General features: G+C 53.2%; 15 protein-coding genes. 9 read left to right on the top strand and 6 right to left on the bottom strand.

The genetic code is table 11. The features are described 5' to 3' along the window. Positions 1 to 191: 191 nt before the first annotated feature. On the top strand, positions 192 to 1,172 hold the full coding sequence (hemB, locus tag WH277_RS19290; protein ID WP_159336470.1) for a porphobilinogen synthase: 981 nt from the start codon (positions 192 to 194) through the stop codon (positions 1,170 to 1,172). 40 nt (positions 1,173 to 1,212) lie between these two features. Here hemB and WH277_RS19285 read toward each other — a convergent pair whose 3' ends face one another. Beyond that, positions 1,213 to 1,515, bottom strand: coding sequence for an EthD family reductase (locus WH277_RS19285; protein WP_133841744.1), 303 nt, complete (start codon positions 1,513 to 1,515; stop codon positions 1,213 to 1,215). Positions 1,516 to 1,588: 73 nt separating this feature from the next. Beyond that, positions 1,589 to 2,413, bottom strand: coding sequence for a helix-turn-helix domain-containing protein (locus tag WH277_RS19280; protein ID WP_133841745.1), 825 nt, complete (start codon positions 2,411 to 2,413; stop codon positions 1,589 to 1,591). A 206-nt stretch (positions 2,414 to 2,619) separates the two neighbouring features. Between WH277_RS19280 and WH277_RS19275 the strand changes: the two genes are divergently transcribed. Genes WH277_RS19275 through WH277_RS19265 form a run of 3 tightly spaced genes read left to right on the top strand, consistent with a single transcriptional unit; the run spans position 2,620 to position 7,233 of the window. Continuing rightward, complete coding sequence (locus WH277_RS19275) at positions 2,620 to 4,194, top strand: alpha-L-rhamnosidase-related protein (RefSeq protein ID WP_445235340.1); 1,575 nt, start codon at positions 2,620 to 2,622, stop codon at positions 4,192 to 4,194. A 34-nt stretch (positions 4,195 to 4,228) separates the two neighbouring features. After that, positions 4,229 to 5,623, top strand: coding sequence for an MFS transporter (locus WH277_RS19270; RefSeq protein ID WP_339506488.1), 1,395 nt, complete (start codon positions 4,229 to 4,231; stop codon positions 5,621 to 5,623). Positions 5,624 to 5,646: 23 nt separating this feature from the next. Continuing rightward, positions 5,647 to 7,233 carry a carbohydrate porin gene (locus tag WH277_RS19265; protein ID WP_339506486.1) on the top strand — a complete coding sequence of 529 codons (1,587 nt, stop codon included), beginning with the start codon at positions 5,647 to 5,649 and terminating at the stop codon, positions 7,231 to 7,233. A 40-nt stretch (positions 7,234 to 7,273) separates the two neighbouring features. Here the strand turns inward: WH277_RS19265 and WH277_RS19260 are convergent, their stop codons facing one another. The 4 genes from WH277_RS19260 to WH277_RS19245 form a co-directional block, all read right to left on the bottom strand. Beyond that, positions 7,274 to 8,749 (bottom strand): sugar porter family MFS transporter, encoded by a 1,476-nt coding sequence (locus WH277_RS19260; RefSeq protein ID WP_133841748.1) that lies wholly within the window; start codon positions 8,747 to 8,749, stop codon positions 7,274 to 7,276. A 528-nt stretch (positions 8,750 to 9,277) separates the two neighbouring features. Further along, positions 9,278 to 10,294 (bottom strand): Mal regulon transcriptional regulator MalI, encoded by a 1,017-nt coding sequence (malI, locus tag WH277_RS19255; protein ID WP_133841749.1) that lies wholly within the window; start codon positions 10,292 to 10,294, stop codon positions 9,278 to 9,280. A 59-nt stretch (positions 10,295 to 10,353) separates the two neighbouring features. Further along, entirely contained in the window at positions 10,354 to 11,853 is a 1,500-nt protein-coding gene (locus tag WH277_RS19250) for a PTS transporter subunit EIIC (protein ID WP_133841750.1), read from the bottom strand. A gap of 218 nt (positions 11,854 to 12,071) precedes the next feature. Then, positions 12,072 to 12,803, bottom strand: a complete 732-nt coding sequence (locus tag WH277_RS19245; RefSeq protein WP_133841751.1) for a YoaK family protein — start codon at positions 12,801 to 12,803, stop codon at positions 12,072 to 12,074. A 370-nt stretch (positions 12,804 to 13,173) separates the two neighbouring features. On the opposite strand from WH277_RS19245, the gene WH277_RS19240 reads away from it, so the two are divergent. The 5 genes from WH277_RS19240 to flhC all read left to right on the top strand — a co-directional run bounded on the left by WH277_RS19240 (position 13,174) and on the right by flhC (position 18,693). Beyond that, on the top strand, positions 13,174 to 14,397 hold the full coding sequence (locus WH277_RS19240) for an HD-GYP domain-containing protein (RefSeq protein ID WP_133841752.1): 1,224 nt from the start codon (positions 13,174 to 13,176) through the stop codon (positions 14,395 to 14,397). Positions 14,398 to 14,582: 185 nt separating this feature from the next. Continuing rightward, positions 14,583 to 15,362, top strand: coding sequence for a trehalose-phosphatase (gene otsB / locus WH277_RS19235; protein ID WP_167863758.1), 780 nt, complete (start codon positions 14,583 to 14,585; stop codon positions 15,360 to 15,362). A 4-nt stretch (positions 15,363 to 15,366) separates the two neighbouring features. Further along, positions 15,367 to 16,797: an alpha,alpha-trehalose-phosphate synthase gene (gene otsA / locus WH277_RS19230; protein ID WP_133841754.1), complete on the top strand. Its 1,431-nt coding sequence runs from the start codon at positions 15,367 to 15,369 to the stop codon at positions 16,795 to 16,797. 964 nt (positions 16,798 to 17,761) lie between these two features. After that, positions 17,762 to 18,115, top strand: a complete 354-nt coding sequence (flhD, locus tag WH277_RS19225) for a flagellar transcriptional regulator FlhD (RefSeq protein WP_133841755.1) — start codon at positions 17,762 to 17,764, stop codon at positions 18,113 to 18,115. Then, positions 18,115 to 18,693, top strand: coding sequence for a flagellar transcriptional regulator FlhC (gene flhC, locus WH277_RS19220; RefSeq protein WP_133841756.1), 579 nt, complete (start codon positions 18,115 to 18,117; stop codon positions 18,691 to 18,693). Before flhD ends, flhC begins: the two co-directional genes overlap by 1 nt. Positions 18,694 to 18,755: the final 62 nt, after the last annotated feature.

Genomic DNA, 18,755 nt, shown 5'->3' with positions numbered 1-18,755 from the left:
TCACACAGCGCCATCGTGCCCGATCTTTTCGGGTTTACGGCGATGCGGGGTCAATAAAATGAATCATTCTGTGCCGGGTAACGGCGCAAGGATTGTCATCACGCGCCCGGAGGTATAGTGTTAGCACACTATTCATGTTTATCACCATCGGTGAATATTACCGTTGCGTGACCCGCTAAACCGAGGTTGTTTTGTCCAGCTATTCTCCAGTCCAGCGCCCAAGACGCTTGCGTCAGTCTGCTTCTCTTCGCACTTTGTTCCAGGAAAATACCCTCAGTCTGAATGATCTGGCTCTGCCGATCTTCGTTGAGGAAGGTCTTGATGACTACAAACCCATTGCCGCCATGCCAGGCGTGATGCGTATTCCTGAAAAACGTCTGGCGTATGAAATTGAACGCATTGCGAAAGCGGGAGTGCGGTCGATCATGACCTTTGGGATTTCGCATCATACGGATGCGGACGGCAGTGATACCTGGAATGAGAACGGACTGGTGGCGCGTATGTCACGTATCTGCAAGCAGACCGTGCCGGAAATGATCGTGATGTCCGATACCTGCTTCTGTGAATATACCAGCCACGGCCACTGCGGCGTGCTGCACGACCACGGCGTGGATAATGATGCCACGCTGATTAACCTCGGCAAGCAGGCCGTGGTTGCCGCGGCGGCGGGTGCGGATTTTATCGCGCCTTCGGCGGCAATGGACGGGCAGGTGGCAGCGATTCGCCACGCGCTGGATGCTGCAGGCTTTACTGACACTGCCATCATGTCTTACTCCACCAAGTTTGCTTCTTCTTTCTACGGCCCGTTCCGTGAAGCGGCAGGTACATCGCTGAAAGGCGATCGTAAAACCTACCAGATGAACCCGATGAATCGCCGTGAAGCGATTCGTGAGTCACTGCTTGACGAAAGTGAAGGTGCTGATGCGCTGATGGTGAAACCGGCAGGCGCCTATCTGGATATCCTGCGCGACGTGCGTGAGCGTACGCAATTGCCGCTGGCGGCTTATCAGGTCAGCGGTGAGTACGCGATGATTAAATTTGGTGCGCAGGCGGGGGCGATCAATGAGCTTGACGTGACGCTCGAAAGCCTGGGTGCCATCAAACGCGCCGGTGCCGATATTATCTTCAGCTACTTCGCGCTGGATCTGGCCGAGAAGAAAATCCTCTCCTGATTTAACGGGGCCAGCGATCTGCTGGCCCCCTTATTATCGCTTATTCGACGCGCAAAACGTCGGAAACCAGCTTCACTGACTCAATGTTAGAAAAATTCGCCACATCAGCGACAAACTCCTCGCCATGTTCAGCAATCACCTGTTCAAACGTCTCGATATCCGCACAGTAAATATGGCAGGCCGCAATAAACGGCGCGTTGTTATCCAGCGGCGTATCAATTTCATAGCTCAGACAACGTTCACCCATCCGTGATTTGATCAGCGGCAGGTGCACATCGCGGTAATAATCATGGTCGAAATGGGCATCGGCCTGACGTGGGTAAAGTACGCTGAATTTGATCACAGGTTTCTCCTCTGGTTAAGCAGCCACATAGGATGCTAAGAAAAAGATTATAACCAGTGATGGGCGAAGCGGGTTAGCGCATTGAGCGCTGCTGGCTGGGTGTTTGCCCAAACACCTGCTTATAGCAGGTGGAGAAGTGATTGCTGTTGGCAAAGCCACACAGATAGGCAATATAGGTAATGCTCTCCTCCGTATTGATGATCTTTTCCCGCGCCGAAACCAGCCGCAAACGTTTAATGTAATTGTCGGGCGTGAGTCCGGTGGTCTCTTTAATCTGGCGTTGCAGTGTGCGCTTACTCAGATAGAACCGATCGCTTAACGCCTCCCAGTCAATCTCTTCAAAACAGTGTTGTTGCAGGAAACCCAGCAGTTTGTGCAACTTGTATTTGGTCTGGCTTTTGGTGTGTTCATCCTGCTGGCAGGCCATATTCATCAGCAACTGAAAGAAGCAGGCTTCCCGCCAGCCGCTGTTCGTCTCCTCGTGGCGGGTTTGTTGACCGCTAAAAAGCTGCCCGATCATCTGTTTACACTGCGCTTTGGTTTGCGGCAGCAGCCAGTGATAACTGCCCGGCTGGGTTGCATCAAAACGCGCCAGTAACGCCCCGACATTGTTCAGCCACTGAAACGGCTGCTGGCGGTTGATCAGCACATTGATCAGGCGCAGTGTGCCCAGCTCATCATAGAAATGGCAGTCACCATCCTTAACAAAGAAAACGTCGCCCTCCTGGATAAAATGAGGTTTGCCGTTAATCACATGCAGACCATGCCCGCTCTCAACGATCACCAGCTCATTAAACTCATGGCGGTGCTCACAATTGTTATCTTCCGGGTCACTGGTATAGAGGGAAAACTGGTCACGCGCCGAGCTGAAATACTGGTCAAGCCGCAGGTTATTCATCTTTCACACATCTCACTCACTGATATCCGTTCAACTTAAGGGATTTCTCAACGGTGGGCGAGTCGGGTTTATCATTTTGTGATCGCTATCGGGGGCACCTTTCCCGCAGCGCCAGTCCCGCGTTTTACCTGGCGGTTTCAGAATAGATCGCCCGCCAACCGTGGCTCTACACTCGCTGACTCTTGAACCGGTTAAAGGAGTCTTTTGTGGTCGCAGCCATGCAAAAACATAGCGAATTACGCACCCGCACTCATGCGGCGTTTCTTACCCAGGCCGATGCCATGCGGCCGGCGCTTTATCGTCAGCGGGTCATGCCGATTTCTGTCGTCACCATGATACCCGATGCGCTGACTCTTCACGGCTGGCGCAGTGAAGCGCGCTTTACACCAGAGCAATTGAGCCAACAAACGTTTGCCAGCGGTGATGAATTTATTGTGGATTTTGGTCAGCATTGCGTGGGGTATCTCTCGCTGCGCTGTGAGTCGGCAGGCAGTCCGCCGGATGCCCCCGCGCACCTGCAATTTATCTTCGGCGAAATCAGTGCGGAGGTCGCAGAGCCGTTCTCCCAATACGATGGCTGGCTCAGTCGCAGCTGGCTGCAACAGGAGGACAGTTATCTGGATGTTCTGCCCGTGGAGATGACCCTGCCGCGCCGCTACTGCTGTCGCTATGTCAAAGTGCGGGTGGTTTCGACGTCACCGAAATACGGTCTGCGTTTCCCCACTTTCCATCTCGACACCGTCAGCTCCGCCAGTGACAGTACCCTGCAACAGGTACAGATTGCCGATCCCTTATTGCGGGAGATCGATGAGATCAGCGTGCGTACGCTCAAAAACTGTATGCAGGATGTCTTCGAAGATGGCCCGAAGCGCGATCGACGGCTGTGGCTGGGCGACCTGCGCTTACAGGCGCTGGTCAACTATCCCACCTATGCGCACAACGACCTGGTTAAACGCTGCCTCTACCTGTTCGCCGGGGTAACGCGCGAAGACGGTATGGTCTCCTCCAATCTGTTTATGCAGCCGCAGGTGATCGCCGACGATACTTTCCTGTTCGATTATGCGCTGCTGTTTGTCGCCACGCTGGAAGACTACGTGGCTGCAACGGGTGACCGGGCAACGCTGGACGATCTGTGGCCGACGGCGCGGCGCCAGATTGAGCTGTCGCTGCAACGTCTGGACGATCGCCATATTCTGCGTGATAGCGAAGACTGGTGGGCGTTTATCGACTGGCATGAACAGCTCAACAAACAGGCTGCCGCACAGGGCGTGCTGATCTATGCCCTGCGTAAAGGGATACAGCTGGCCCGGCGCTGTGATAACGCCAACATCGCCTGGCTGGAAACCACGCTTGAACGCGTCAGCCAGGCGGCACTGACCCATCTGTGGGATGACGAGCAGGGCTTTTTTGTCAGCGGGGAAGCGCGGCAGGTTTCCTGGGCTGCGCAAGTCTGGTTGATCCTCGGCGAAGTGGGTGACGTGGCATTTCGTCGCCAGCTGTTAGCCCGCTTACAGCGCCATCCCCCGGTGATAAAAATGCACACGCCTTATATGATGCACCACTTTATTGAAGCGCTGCTCACTCACGGTGAACGTGAGCAGGCTGTTGTTGAAATTAAACGCTATTGGGGCGGCATGGTGCAGGCCGGGGCGGAGACCTTCTGGGAGTTATATGACCCGGATAATCCCGACTATTCACCCTACGGCAGCAAATTAATTAACAGCTACTGCCATGCCTGGAGTTGTACCCCGGCATGGCTGATTCGTCACTTTGAACTCTGAACAACAAATAACCTATAAATTCTGAGAGATGATTATGCCAACTTCACTTTTTGCTCTATGGCGTCAGCGGCTGGGATACGGGGTAGCCGATCTATCCTGTAACCTGGTCTGGCAGTTAATTTCGTTGTACCTGATGTTTTTCTATACCGATATTATGGGGTTGCCTGCTTATTACGCCGGGCTGATGTTCCTGGTGACGCGGCTGGTGGATGGCGTCGCCGATGTGCTGATGGGGCTGGTGATTGATAATACGACGACCCGCTGGGGACGTTGTCGCCCCTATTTATTGCTGGGGGCGATCCCGTTCGGGCTGCTGTGTATGCTGGCCTTTTATTCGCCGGAGCTCTCCACGACCGGGCGTTTATTCTATGCCTTCGTCACCTATCTGTGTCTGTCATTCCTTTATACGTTCGTGAATATTCCCTACAGCGCAATGCTGCCGTTTATCACCAGTGATTCCCGGGAGCGCACCACGCTGTCGGCGGTGCGCATTGTGATGGGATCGCTGGGATCCACGCTGGTCGCGGTGCTGACGTTGCCGCTGGTGAAAAGCCTCGGGCAGGGGGATCAGGCGCAGGGTTTTCTGTATACGGCGATGATTTTTGGCGGCATTGCGGCCTTTTTCCTGCTGCTCAGTTTTCGCAGCGTGGAGGAGCGAATTCAGGTTCAACAGGAGCGTATGACGCTACCGCGTGCCTGGCTGGGGCTTAAAAGTAACCGACCGTGGGCGGTATTTGCCGTGAATATCTTCCTGATGTGGGGGGCGTTCTTCTTCCAGACCGGGGCGCTGGTCTATTTCTTTAACTACTACGTGGGGGACGTCAATATCACGGCAGTGGCTGCCGGGATCTCCACGTTTGTACCGTTGCTGGGGACGTTGACCGTGCCGTTACTCGCTGCGCGGATGAAAAAATGTCACGTCTATCTGCTGTCCAGTGCCATCAATGTACTGGGAATGCTGGTGATGATCGTGGCAGATACGTATGTCACGGGTCTGCTGATGGGGGCCACCATCCTCTCCATTGGCGCCGGGCAGCGAACCGCTATCTACTTCTCCATGCAGGCCGATCCGGTGGATTACGGTGAATGGAAAACCGGGATTAATACCGCCGGGATACTCACCTCCGTGAACGGCTTCCTCGGCAAAGTGGCGATGGCGGGCGCCGGAGCGATAACGGGTATCCTGTTGTCACTGGGTGGCTACCATGCCAACCATGCGCAGAGCACAGAGGCGCTGCTGGCGATTAAAACCTGCTATCTGTATATCCCGCTGGTGCTGATTATTCTGTCGATGATCTGGATGGGGAAATATTACCGACTGGACAACGACTACGAGAATATCCGCGCGGAATTAGCGCGCCGTAAAGCCTCGTCTGCCACTGAGACCTCACCTTCAGACCCGGATTCGCTGCCAACCCCGCAGCACTGATCACCTTCAAACAGGAACGGATAATGCGTAAAAGTCCTCTTTACGTGGCGCTCTGCTGCGCGCTATTGAGCTGCCCGATGGCTCAAGCCGCCACAGGATTGACCATAGAACAACGCCTGGCACTGCTGGAGCAGCGGCTGGAAAAAACGGAAGCAGAGGCCAGCAGTGCACGCCTCAGCGCGCAGCAGGCGAGTGAAAAAATGGCCCAGGCTGAGGCGCGCGCCGTGCGTGCAGAGCGTCAGCTGGCAGCGGCACAGCCGGCAGCATCGCCTGCTGCCCCAGCGGTAGCGGCCACTGAGAAAGACAATGGGTTTGAGTTTTCCGGCTATGCCCGTTCCGGCGCATTGCTGAGCGGCAGCGGACGCGGTGCTCACGGCGGGCCGGGAGTTTCTCCCGCCAGTTCTATCGGCGGCGACGCGCATATTGGCCGTCTGGGCAACGAGAAAGACAACTATGTTGAGCTGAGTTTCATTAAGAACATGACGTTTAACGATGGCTCCTGGGCCAGATTTAAAACTATGCTGGCCGACGGCGCGAATAATCCCGATCCGTGGGTACAGGATAATGACAGCCACCATCTGAATATTCGTCAGCTGTATGTGGAAATGGGTAGCCTTGCCGATTTCGGTGGCCCGCTAAAAAATGCCACGCTGTGGGCCGGTAAACGCTTCGATCGCGATAATTTCGATATCCACTTTACCGACAGCGATATTGTCTTTCTGGGGGGCACGGGCGGTGGGATAAATGACGTGCAGTGGACGCCGGGCTTCCACAGTAATTTCTCACTGTATGCGCGTAATTTTGGCGATCTCGGCAGCGACCGTTACAACGACAACGATGTGCAGAACGTGATGCTGACGGCCAACAACTACTGGGGCAATCTGCAATGGATGCTGACGGGAATGAGTGCGCAAGGCAACGATGACCTGCAAGACAACACCTCGACCACCGGCAGCTATGCCACCCGCAGCGATAACACGGCCAAAAATGGTGCCTATACCATGCTGGCCTGGCATGATAAACAGCGTTTTTATGGTCTGCTGCCCGGCACATCAGAGAGTGCGTTGCAATATGGTCGCGGCCTGGGGGCTGAAGCACGGCAACCGGGAAGTGATGGAGATTTGACGCGTAATGCACAGTCTCTGCGCTTCGCCTCTTACGGTATTGTGCCGCTGAGTGAACGCTGGGAACTGGCACCGTCAGTGATTGCCCAGCACAGTGAAGACCGTTATCGCGAGGGGGATCGCTATGACTGGGCAACGTTCAATCTGCGTGCTTCACAGGCTATCAGCCGCAACGTTGCGCTGCTGTATGAAGCGTCCTGGCAGTATATGGATCTCGACCCTAATGGCAGAAGCTATCGCAGTGATGGCGCGCTGAATCAATACCAGGCTGTGAAAGGGGACTTTTACAAGCTGACGTTTGCCCCGACCTTTAAGGTGGGGGAGGTGTTTGATATTAAGGCGCGGCCGGAAATCCGTTTCTTCGTGACGTATATGAACTGGTCGAAGGATCTGGATCGGTATGCAGTGAATGATGATTTTGGCAGCGCCGGATTTAGTGCAGGAGGGAACTGGAGTTTTGGCGTGCAGAGTGAAATCTGGTTCTGAGTGAGGCTGGCGGTCCGCAGAATGCGGACCGCCAGGGTAATCAGTGCCCCATCGGGACATTAAACGACTCGGTGTTTTTATCACCTGCCTTAGTGCCCAGCAGTTCTGATTCATCCACGTTGACATTGAACTGTTTCAGGACCAGACCGTGAATTTTCTCCAGCGACACGCCAGCCGTCTCTGGCAGATAGCGGAAGGTAAAGAAGTACATACCCAGCGAGAAAATCGCGAACAGCAGCAGCGGGAAGCCACCGTGGAACACGTCCAGCAAGAAGGCGTTACTGTTTAAAATCGGGAAGGTGGTGCTGATGATAAAGTTAGCCATCGACATCATGCAGATGGAGATACCGACGCACACCGAACGGATTTCCGTCGGGAAAATCTCACCCAGCACGGTCCAGACGATCTGGCCCCATGAAATACCGAAGAACACCATGTAAGCGAACAGGCCGACCACGGCCAGCAGGCCAGGCAACTGATAATAGAAGGCGACAAACGAGTAGGTCAGAAACACGCTGGAGGCGATGGCACCCATCAGCAGCAGCTTGCGGCGTCCCACCCGGTCAATCAATGACATCCCGATCAACACCCCGACCAGTTGACAAACGGACAGCCAGAAGGTCACCAGCAGCGCACTGTCGGTGCTGGACGAGACGTTTTTCAGCAGGGACGGGCCAAAGTACTGGATCACGTTAATACCGCTAATCTGATTACCAATGGCCAGACCGATACCGATCACCAGTAAAGGCACCGTGGTTTTATCAAGACGGAATTTGGTTTTATGCTGATTCGCTGCCTGGTGGCTGAAGGAGCGTTTGATCTCACTAAACACGGTTTCAGCATGTTCTTTATTCGAGATTTTAGTCAGTGTGTCCAGGGCGGCTTTATCGCGTCCTTTCAGCACGTTCCAGCGCGGTGACTCAGGAATAAACAGAATGCAGAACAGGAACAGCGCGCAGGGGATCAGCGCCGTGGCGAGGATGTAGCGCCAGCCCATATCGATCATCGCTTCCGGCGCCATGGATTTATTAATAAAGAAGTTGGTTAACAGCACGACGGACTGGCCGCCAACACAGCAGACAGCGTAGAGCGCTGAGGTGCGTCCGCGAAACTTTGACGGTGACAGCTCGGCCAGATAGATAGGGGAGATCACCGATGCCAGCCCAATCGCCAGCCCGCCCAGCATGCGCATAATCACGAAGGTAGTGAAGTTGTGCGCCACCACGGTGCCTGCCACCGACACGGTGAAGATAAAGGCGGTGATCGCCAGTGAGTTTTTGCGGCCCAGCTTATCGCTGAGTTTAGGGGCGATGAAACAACCGATCAGGCTGCCGAGCAGAATGTTTGACACCGCCCAGCCGGTTTCGCTGGGGGAGAGTTGGAAATAGTCACTCAGTGGTTCGATAGCACCGGAGATCACCGAGGAGTCATACCCCAAAAGCAGCCCACCAAATGCCGCCACCGTGCAACAGAGCATTACGTACTTCATATTATAACGCGTTTGCCTGGTATCCATTTTTTAACCCTTTTCAAAGCTGGCCACAGAGCGGCCTGTCACGATGGGACTGCGATTCCCATCTCGTTTTATTTGTTAACTCAGTGGAATGTATGTTCTATTCGGTACGTATTGAATTGAATATTTCGAAATCTGTGAGCGGGTTAAAACTATTTAAGCGATTGTTGCACTGAGCGGTGATTTTGGTGTGAGATAAACAGGTTTCATTACCCCTGGTTATGAAATGGTGGCGGGTGAAAAGTAAAAACTGAATTTAATCAGTGATATGAAAAATGGCGTTGGATGGGTATTATGACAAAATCGGCGCGTTGGGGAGGGGGTAAACCGTTTTTTTTCAGTGGAAATACGATCAAAACGGCCCATTTAACGGATTGAATTTTTCAAATAAGGGTTTTTTTCGTACTGCATGGAATTTACATTCTAATTGTTGATCTAAGCCGGTATGGATCCCGAGGGCGGTTAGTGTGCTCTCAATGACCATGGAAAAATATCGGCAAGCGGGTGAATACAGGACAGGGGTAGGCGCGATCAGCCGGATTCTCTGAGCACCAGTTCGCCCGAAACGACAATACGCTGAGGCGGCAGGTCGCTTTGCTGGATTTTACGCAGGATCAGCGCAGCGGCCTGTCGGCCTGTTTCATCACTGGCAGAAGAGACGTAAGTAAAGGAGGGGGAGCTGAGGTTAATCTGCAACATATCTTCAAAGCCTAGCAGCGACACCTGCTGAGTCAGAAATACATCTTTCCCGACGGTACGACCCACCTGATGGATGCCGTTCAGGCAGCCAATAATGGCATGTGATGAGTGGCACAGCAGGGCGGTGATCTTATTATTGCTTTCCAGCAAGCGCCGGGTGGCCAGGCGGGCCGCATTCGTCTCTTCCAGGCAGGAAGGCGTCAATTCTTCTTTATAAGGTAAGCCGTAATGCTGCAACGCCATGCGGTAACCGGCCAGACGCTGAGCGCGGATCTGACAGCGCTCTTCCCCGCCAATATACGCAATATTACGATGCCCACGCTCAATCAGATAGCGTGTGGCCTGGGCCGCGGCCTGGCGGTTGTCCCGCATCACCAGATCGTACTGACCTTCGATCATTGCCTGAGAAACGGTGACCAGCGGCAGTGAGCAGTGGCGAATGGGACCCGGTAAGGTGAGCCGCGTGGCATCATTCGTGAGATAAATAACACCTGCCACCCCCTGGCGGCTGAAGGACAACAGACACTGGACCAGGCGATCTTCATCATCCTGAGGATGAGCAAGAAACACCATATAACCCTGCTGCTCCAGCGCCTGTACAATGCTGGTGATCACCTTAAGGTTAAAGGTATCACTAAAGTCACGCACGATCAGACCAATCAGATTTGAGGTATTAGAGCGCAGGTTAGCGGCGGCAACGTTATGTACGTAGCCCAGTTCAGTGATGGCCTCTTTTACCTTTTCAATGGTTTGCGCTGAAATCTTCCCTTTTTGACGGAGTACCAGCGACACCGTGGAGACGGAAACTCCCGCCAGTTTTGCCACATCAATGATGCTGACCTTCTTCATTGCAATCCTTGTAAAAAACGCGTCTCCCGTAGCATACAGGAGACGACGATTTGTGCCAGTTACCGCCCGGTCAGCTGCGTCATTTGCTGAGCGATAAACTGCGCCCGGGCACCAAAGATAACCTGAATGCCGTTATCCCCGACGAACACCACGCCGCGTGCGCCCAGATGATACAGCCCGTCTTTATCAACCAGTTCGCTGTCTTCAACTTCCAGTCGCAGTCGTGTGATACAGGCACCCACGCTGCCAATATTTTTGTTGCCTCCCAGCAGACCGACGATCTCTGTCGCCAGCTCGATATCGCTTTTATCTCCGGCGTTAGCGGTGATATCGGCGCGGCCCGGTGTTTTAACGTCCAGACGGCGGATAACAAAACGGAACACCACGTAGTAGATCACTGCCATCGGCACACCGACGATCACGGCGCTGAGGAAGTTGGTCTGGAAGCCATTAAAGGAAGGCAGAATACCGAATGAGATATAGTCAATCAGCCCGGCCGAGAACGATTTGGCGATATGTGCGTGCAGCAGGTACATACACATATAAGAAAGGCCCGCCATAACGGCGTTAAACACATAGAGGATCGGGGCGACGAAGATAAAGGTAAATTCTACCGGTTCGGTAATGCCGGTCAGGAAGCAGGTCAGGGCGGCAGAGAACAGAATACCGGCGGCAATTTTTTTGTTTTTGGTATTAGCTTCATGGTACATCGCCAGACAGGCGGCGGGCAGAGCGAACAGCATCAGCGGGAATTCCCCCTGCATAAACTTACCGGCGTTCTGATAGCTGTCGCTGCTAAAGGACTTGGTGCCTTCTTCCAGCATCTTGAACCAGATGGTCTGATCGCCGTGGATAAGCTGCCCGGCCTGGGTGGTGTAGTCCCCAAAGGAGTACCAGAAAGACGGATACCAGATATGGTGCAGTCCCAGTGGGATCAGCGCACGCTCAACCAGACCAAAGATAAAGGTCGACAGCGCCTGATTATCCCCATTGACCACAATCGACAGGGCATCAATGCCCGCCTGGATATGTTGCCAGATATACGGCAAGACCAGGCCGAGCAGGAAAGAGAGGAACGCTGTGGCGATAGCGACAAAACGCTTGCCGGAGAAGAAACCGAGAAATTCAGGCAGTTGTAAGGTGTGAAAACGGTTGAAGCACCATGCCGCGAGGACGCCGCATATCAGGCCGCCGAACACCCCCATCTGTAATGTCGGGATGCCGATCACCATCGCGTACTTACCGCCACTGGCGGCCATTTCCGGTGTAATGTGCATCACGGTACCAATCGTCATATTGGTAATCAGCACGGAAACGGTGGCGGCCAGCGCCGCGATACCGGATTCAGAAGCCAGACCGACAGCCGAACCGACCGCAAACAGTAGCGGTAAGTTATCGAAGATGACCCCACCGGCATTCATCATCAGCGGCAGATGGAATTTATCCCCGAAGGCCAGTAACAACCCTGCTGCGGGCAGCAGTGAAATGGGCAGCATCAGCGCGCGGCCTATCATCGACAGTTTTGAAAGCGATTTAACGAACCCGGTAAAAAAACGCATGGTGTCTCCTGCTGGGACAGAGTTTTAAGTATGAGTGTGCGTAATTAAAATCAGTAGAACGTTTTAGTAGAACGTTCTACCTATAGTTATGTAGTGTGTTTATTTCCGCAACGAAAATGTCACACCGGGTCAGATCAAATTGTTATTTTATGACGCAGCTCTGAAAGCTGCTGCGTCAGGCAGGAGGCAAAAGGACATTATCAGGAAAGGAAACGGCGTTAGCGTCGGGCCATCTGTACAGCGATGGCAATCGAACTGAGGGCGATCACCACCAGAAAGCCCCCCACCGCAATCATTGAACTAAAGCCAAACTGGTTAAATAGCAGCAAGCCGGCGATGCCGCCCGACAGGAATGAGAGGATGGTGATCAGGTGGGTAATAAACTGTTTGCGCTGAACGTTGACCTCTTTTGACGGGTCGCGACGAAACAGGGTTGCCAGCAAAGAACCCAGCGCAATGCCAGCGTCCGTCAGCGTGCCGGTGATATGCGTTGAGCGCACACGGCCATTTGATAGCTGCGTAGAGGTGGCGTTGTGGATCCCCATTAAAAAGCCGAGAAACACCAGCACCTCACGGTTATTGCCGGAAGAGTAGAACAACAGTTCAAACGCCGACATCATCATCAACAATACCCCTTCAGTCAGCAGGATAAGGCTGAAGATGGTGCGGATATTATTTCTGATACCGACGATCACCATCATGCGGGCGGTGACGCAGCCGGTCACAAAAGCAGTAATGATGGCGAGGAGAAAGGTCAGGTCGCGGATATCAACGCGGGAGATTTCAGTCGAGAGCTGGGAGGTGTTACCGGACATGTGCGAAGGGAAGACGCCGAACGCGCCCAGTGCCATGGCATTGAGTAGCCCGGCGCTGGTGGCCAGCACCAGGGCCAGATAGCGGTCTTCCGTGTGACGGCGTTCACGCTTTCGTTTGATCATCATGTTTAACATTATCGCCCCTTATTCTGCATGCTGGCGCTTCAGTCTGACTGATGGCCGGGTAATTAAGGCAATGTAGCGCATTGGTGTGGAATGTGTTGGCAGGATGAACCCGCTGCCTGATATTCCAGACAGGTCTGATGCTGATTCTGTGGTTACCCATACTTAGTTCAATTTCTGTCAATAAAACCCCGGTATTTTGGTGGAAGAATCCTATTCTTAATTCTGCACTCTCGCACAGGGCGATCGGCTGTGAGCAGGGACACATCTGGCGTAATTTCCGGTAAAATTCCCGCTGATTTGTCCGCCAGCCCTGCAGATTTTTTGTTGATCTGCCGATAGTAATGAAGGAATGGAATTCACATTGTCAGGGGGAGGCCGGATGATCATCAGTATTGCGGTGAATGAACTGCAAACGGGGATGTATTTATACAAGCTGGATGTGTTCTGGCTTAAGCACCCGTTGGTACATAATGAGATGCTGCTGTCTGACGCCGTACACATCCATGCCATCCAGCAAAGCGATGTTCGTGAGGTGTGGATCGATCTGTCCCGTGGCCGAGGCCCTGAGGTGAAAATCCGCGAAGGGGCACCGTTGACACAACCGATTGCAGAGGTTCCCGCTGTTTACGAACCGCAGTCTGTTGCTGAAGATGCCGTCGTGACGATGCAGAGTGAAATGGCACAGGCAAATAAAATCTGCCTCGCGGCAAAAGGCCCGGTGATGGCGATGTTCAGCGATGCGCGGTTGGGTAAAACCATTGATGCTGAGAGTACCGTCCCGCTGGTGAATGATATCGCCGGATCGCTCAACCGCCATCCGGCGGCATTGCTCAGCGTGGTGCGTCTGAAATCCCATGATGATTACACGTATCTTCACTCCGTGGCTGTCTGTGCACTGATGCTGTCGCTGGCATCACAGCTGGAGCTGGACGAGGCGCAGGCGAAACGCGCCGGGATGGCGGGGCTGCTGCATGATGTGGGCAAAGCGGCGATACCGCTGGCGATCCTCAACAAACCTGGCAAGCTGACGGATGAAGAGTTCGATATCATGAAATTCCATCCGGTGGCGGGGGCGGAGATCCTGCGTCTGAGCGGAGCCGATGACGATTTGCAGGATGTGGCATTACACCATCACGAGAAAGTGAATGGCAGCGGTTATCCGCACGGGCTGCGCGCCAATGGCATCTCGTTGTTATCGCGTATGGCGGCCATCTGTGATGTCTACGATGCCGTCACTTCCGAACGTCCTTATAAAGCAGGCTGGAACCCGGCCAGTGCGATGCACCAGATGGCGAACTGGCCTGGGCACTTCGACCGCAAACTGCTGTATGCCTTTGTCAAAGCGGTGGGCATCTATCCCGTTGGCTCACTGGTGCGCCTGTCGTCAGGCCGTCTTGGGGTGGTGATTGAACCCGGAGACCATTCGCTGCTGCAACCCAAAGTCTGCGTTTTCTTCTCACTGAATAGCGGAAAACGACTGACGCCGCACGTCATTGACCTGGCCAGTCTGCACTGTGAAGACAACATCGTGGGACCCGAAGAGGTAAACCGCTGGCCGGAGTTAGATGTGAATTCTCTGTGGCAGCAGCCTGTTAGCGCCTGATTTCTGGCGGGATCTGGAAACCCCGCTATACTTTAGTCTGATGTTGTCTGCACTGAGGGCCGACGCATGAGATTTCCTGCCCTCGACCACGTCTGACGACAGGTCCCGTTTACCCCGTTCGTCAGGCTACGCTGTCCCCCTCATTGTCAGCAGCATCTTCTGAAACCCTAACTCAGGAGGAATGTGTGACAACGCAAACAGATTTCGTTCCCCCACTCCAGGCAGATACCCGCTACGCCTTTTTCTTTGATGTGGACGGCACCCTGGCAGCGATTAAGCCGCGGCCCGATGAGGTTTCTATTCCGGCGCAGGCGCTGGACGATCTCAAACGGCTGGCACATCGCTGCGAGGGGGCCGTGGCACTGATCTCCGGTCGGCCAATTGATCAACTGGATGCGCTGGCGTCTCCGCTCGTGTTGCCGATGGCTGGCGTACACGGCGCGGAACGACGTGACAGCGAAGGGCATATCACGCGCATCTCTCTCGACCCCGACACCGTCAGGACGCTCAATCGTGAACTGACCTCGGCGCTCGCCGCACTGCCAGGCACCACGCTGGAAAGTAAAGGCATGGCGTTTGCCCTGCACTATCGTCAGGCAGCAGAGCATCAGCATGCGGTGGAACAGTTGGCGGAAGCCTGTGTTGCGCGCTTCCCGGAACTGGTGCAGCAACCCGGCAAGTGTGTGGTGGAGCTGAAACCCCGGGGCGTAAACAAAGGCGCCGCCATTGATGATTTTATGCAGCAGCCTCCGTTCGCCGGGCGTGTCCCGGTGTTTCTCGGAGATGATTTGACCGATGAGGCAGGGTTTACCACGGTCAATGCCCTGGACGGCATTTCCATTAAAGTCGGTGCCGGCCCCAGCAACGCGCGGGGACATCTCAGTGATGTTGCTGCCGTTTATGTCTGGCTGGAACAGGCACGATTAAAACTAGATGAAGACGTTTTAACGTCAGAAAGGAGTTAAGGTTATGAGTCGCTTAGTTGTTGTATCTAACCGTATTGCCATCCCGGATGGCAGTAAGGCCAGTGCAGGGGGGCTCACCGTCGGGATTGTCGATGCGCTGAAATCCACAGGAGGCGTCTGGTATGGCTGGAATGGAGACATTAATGAAATCGGTGAGGATGATGACGAACTCAACATGCTTGAGCAGGATGGCATCACTTACGCCTCCTTTGGTCTGAACCAGAACGATTATGACCTTTATTACCTTCAGTTCTCGAATGCCGTACTGTGGCCTGCCTTTCATTACCGCCTTGACCTGGTGAATTTCCAGCGCGAAGCGTGGGAGGGTTATCGTCGCGTGAACACTCAGCTGGCGCAGCGTTTAAAGCCGCTATTGAAAGAAGACGATGTGCTGTGGATCCATGATTACCATCTGCTGCCGTTTGCCGCTGAGCTGCGTAAGCTGGGCATTAATAATCGCATTGGTTTCTTCCTGCATATCCCGTTCCCAACGCCGGAAATCTTCAACGCGCTGCCCCCTCATGCCGATTTGCTGGAGATGATGTGCGATTACGATCTGCTGGGCTTCCAGACAGAAAGCGACCGCATCGCGTTTCTGGAGTGTGTGTCACTGCTGACTCCGCTGTCCACCCAGGGGAAATCGCATCGTGCGTTTGGTAACCGGTTCTCCACCGAAGTTTATCCGATAGGGATTGAGCCAGACAGTATCAAAGAGATGGCTGAAGGCCCGCTACCACCGAAAATGGTGGCCATGAAAAAAGATTTAGGTGATGCGCAGAACATCATTGCCTGTGAGCGGCTCGACTATTCGAAAGGATTGCCGGAGCGTTTTCTCGCCTATGAGGCGCTGCTGGAAAACTACCCACAGCATCATGGGAAAATCCGCTACTCACAGATTGCGCCGACTTCGCGCGGTGATGTGCAGGCCTATCAGGACATTCGCCACCAGCTGGAAACGGAAGCAGGGCGCATCAATGGTAAGTATGGCACGCTGGGCTGGACGCCTCTCTACTACCTGAACCAGCATTTTGACCGCCGACTGCTGATGAAGATATTCCGTCTGACGGATATCGGCCTCGTGACGCCGTTGCGTGATGGCATGAACCTGGTGGCGAAAGAATATGTGGCGGCACAGGACCCGGATGATCCCGGCGTGCTGGTGCTGTCACGCTTCGCCGGGGCGGCCAATGAACTCACATCAGCCCTGATCGTCAATCCTTACGATCGGGATGAGGTTGCTGCCGCACTGAATCAGGCGATGACCATGTCGCGGACGGAGCGAATATCGCGCTACAACGACATGATGACTGTACTGCGCCAAAACGACATCACCCACTGGCGTGAGAGCTACCTGAAAGATCTGCGGGCGTTGCCGCAGGAAGGGCGGGTGCAGGAAAAGGAGAGTAATGTGGCCGCCTTTCCCAAACTCGCCTGATAAGACGGTCCAGCCTAAATAAGAACGGTTCGTAACAGGGGGCGATGCCCCCTGATTTTATGGCCCCCGCTTAACCATTCCCGATCACCACATCGCTATTTATGCGGTTAATTGTGGAAAAAACACCCATCCGGCCCATAGAAACTAAAAAAAATCCACTTTTCACTAAAGAAAGTTGGTCTTTTGTCGATACTCATAGGGTAATTCCTAAAACTCCCGCCAAAACATTCATATCACTTATGTAACGCTTGTTTACATCTGCTGTCACAGGCTGAACGTAAGGGGTTGACTGCTTACAAAGCATTATCACTTCCTGTAAAAAACCTGCGCTATGTCACATTTTTGACTTCATGTAGCGGTCAGATATTCACCGTGAGTAACTAACCATACTCGTCTGCTTCACTGTCTTTTCTGGCATTAAATCCTGTTTATTTTATTTATTGCGAGATTAATACTCGGTGTTTGCCGCTTCGTCTCAGCCGGTTCGCTTTAATATACCAATTAGTCCGCTTTTGGACTGGTGATGGTTACTCACGGTGTGAAATTTACAAAAAATGACCGAAATGGTTAGTTAGTGAGCTAATCAACAGTATTGCTGATGGGTTTTTGGGAAGTATTTGCCTTAAAAATGTGATCTACGTCACACTTTATCTAAAATTCGGCTGGCTTCTCGTTGTATCCCACGAATAGAGGGGATAGAGTTGCCTTGTTTTCGGAATAGTCTTAAAAGAATGTAACAAGAAGTCACGGACGGGGTCAGGGAAGAGAGGGCTCAGGAAAGGCCACTGGCAAAATGAATTCATGATTATTTCCTGGCTTGGTTTGCCGAAAAACAAGACAGCTTATTTATACGTTTGGCGTTTGCCACTAAATTTTTTGCCATCTTTAGATTTACCAACCAGCAACCATGGTAGCGGCCTCAGCCGCACACGTTAAAAGTAGTGTCAGTCAGGATGGAAAAAAAATGGGTACATCAGAATTACTCAAACATATTTACGACATCAACTTGTCATATTTATTGCTCGCACAACGTTTAATTAACCAGGAAAAAGCTTCAGCAATGTTCCGTCTGGGCATCGATGAGCCAATGGCCGATGCGCTTGCAGGATTAACATTGCCCGAAATGGTTAAGCTGGCCGAAACCAATCAATTGGTGTGTCAGTTCCGTTTCAACGATCACAAGTCAATCAGCCGTCTCACTCAGGAATCTCGCGTGGACGACTTACAACAGATCCATACAGGCATCTTGTTATCTAGTCGTTTATTACGTGATGTCTCGAAAGATGATGAGACACCGAAAAAGAGAGTGGCGAGCTAATGGCTGAGAAAAGTATTGTTCAGGAAGCGCGCGATATTCAGCTGGCGATGGAACTCATCACTCTGGGTGCACGCTTACAAATGTTAGAAAGCGAAACGCAGCTGAGTCGCGGTCGCTTAATTAAGTTGTATAAAGAGTTGCGCGGTAGCCCACCGCCAAAAGGCATGCTGCCGTTTTCTACCGATTGGTTCATGACCTGGGAGCAGAATATCCATGCTTCCATGTTTTGTAATGCCTGGCAGTTTATGGTGAAAAGCGGGTTGTGTACGGGTGTGGAAGCGGTGATCAAAGCTTACCGTCTCTATCTCGAACAGTGCCCGCAACAGGACGAGGGCCCGCTGTTGGCGCTGACACGCGCCTGGACCCTGGTCCGGTTTGTTGAAAGTGGCATGCTGGAATTAACCGGTTGCAAATGCTGCGGCGGAAGCTTTATTAACCATGCGCATCAGCCCGTGGGTAGCTTCACTTGCAGCCTGTGCCAACCGCCATCTCGAGCGGTAAAAAGACGTAAACTTATCGCAGAAGTTGCCGATAACAATTCACAACTGCTGGATGAACAGGTTAAACAAGCCGTTTAATAGTGTTCGCCACGTGGAGTGAATCCAGCAGCGGTCTTTGACCGCTGCTTTTTTTTTGCCCC

It is taken from the genome of Erwinia sp. MYb416 (assembly GCF_037479575.1).
Taxonomy (GTDB): Bacteria; Pseudomonadota; Gammaproteobacteria; order Enterobacterales; family Enterobacteriaceae; genus Erwinia; species Erwinia rhapontici.
Note: the sequence above shows the minus strand (reverse complement) of the source record. Positions and strands in the feature narration are given on the sequence as shown.

What these genes read in the sequence shown, in the direction of transcription:
- WH277_RS19280 (WP_133841745.1), bottom strand. Translation starts at nt 2,413, where the DNA reads ATGAATAACCTGCGGCTTGACCAGTATTTCAGCTCGGCGCGTGACCAG.
- WH277_RS19270 (WP_339506488.1), top strand. Translation starts at nt 4,229, where the DNA reads ATGCCAACTTCACTTTTTGCTCTATGGCGTCAGCGGCTGGGATACGGG.
- WH277_RS19265 (WP_339506486.1), top strand. Translation starts at nt 5,647, where the DNA reads ATGCGTAAAAGTCCTCTTTACGTGGCGCTCTGCTGCGCGCTATTGAGC.
- WH277_RS19260 (WP_133841748.1), bottom strand. Translation starts at nt 8,749, where the DNA reads ATGGATACCAGGCAAACGCGTTATAATATGAAGTACGTAATGCTCTGT.
- malI (WP_133841749.1), bottom strand. Translation starts at nt 10,294, where the DNA reads ATGAAGAAGGTCAGCATCATTGATGTGGCAAAACTGGCGGGAGTTTCC.
- WH277_RS19250 (WP_133841750.1), bottom strand. Translation starts at nt 11,853, where the DNA reads ATGCGTTTTTTTACCGGGTTCGTTAAATCGCTTTCAAAACTGTCGATG.
- WH277_RS19245 (WP_133841751.1), bottom strand. Translation starts at nt 12,803, where the DNA reads ATGTTAAACATGATGATCAAACGAAAGCGTGAACGCCGTCACACGGAA.
- WH277_RS19240 (WP_133841752.1), top strand. Translation starts at nt 13,174, where the DNA reads ATGATCATCAGTATTGCGGTGAATGAACTGCAAACGGGGATGTATTTA.
- otsA (WP_133841754.1), top strand. Translation starts at nt 15,367, where the DNA reads ATGAGTCGCTTAGTTGTTGTATCTAACCGTATTGCCATCCCGGATGGC.
- flhD (WP_133841755.1), top strand. Translation starts at nt 17,762, where the DNA reads ATGGGTACATCAGAATTACTCAAACATATTTACGACATCAACTTGTCA.
- flhC (WP_133841756.1), top strand. Translation starts at nt 18,115, where the DNA reads ATGGCTGAGAAAAGTATTGTTCAGGAAGCGCGCGATATTCAGCTGGCG.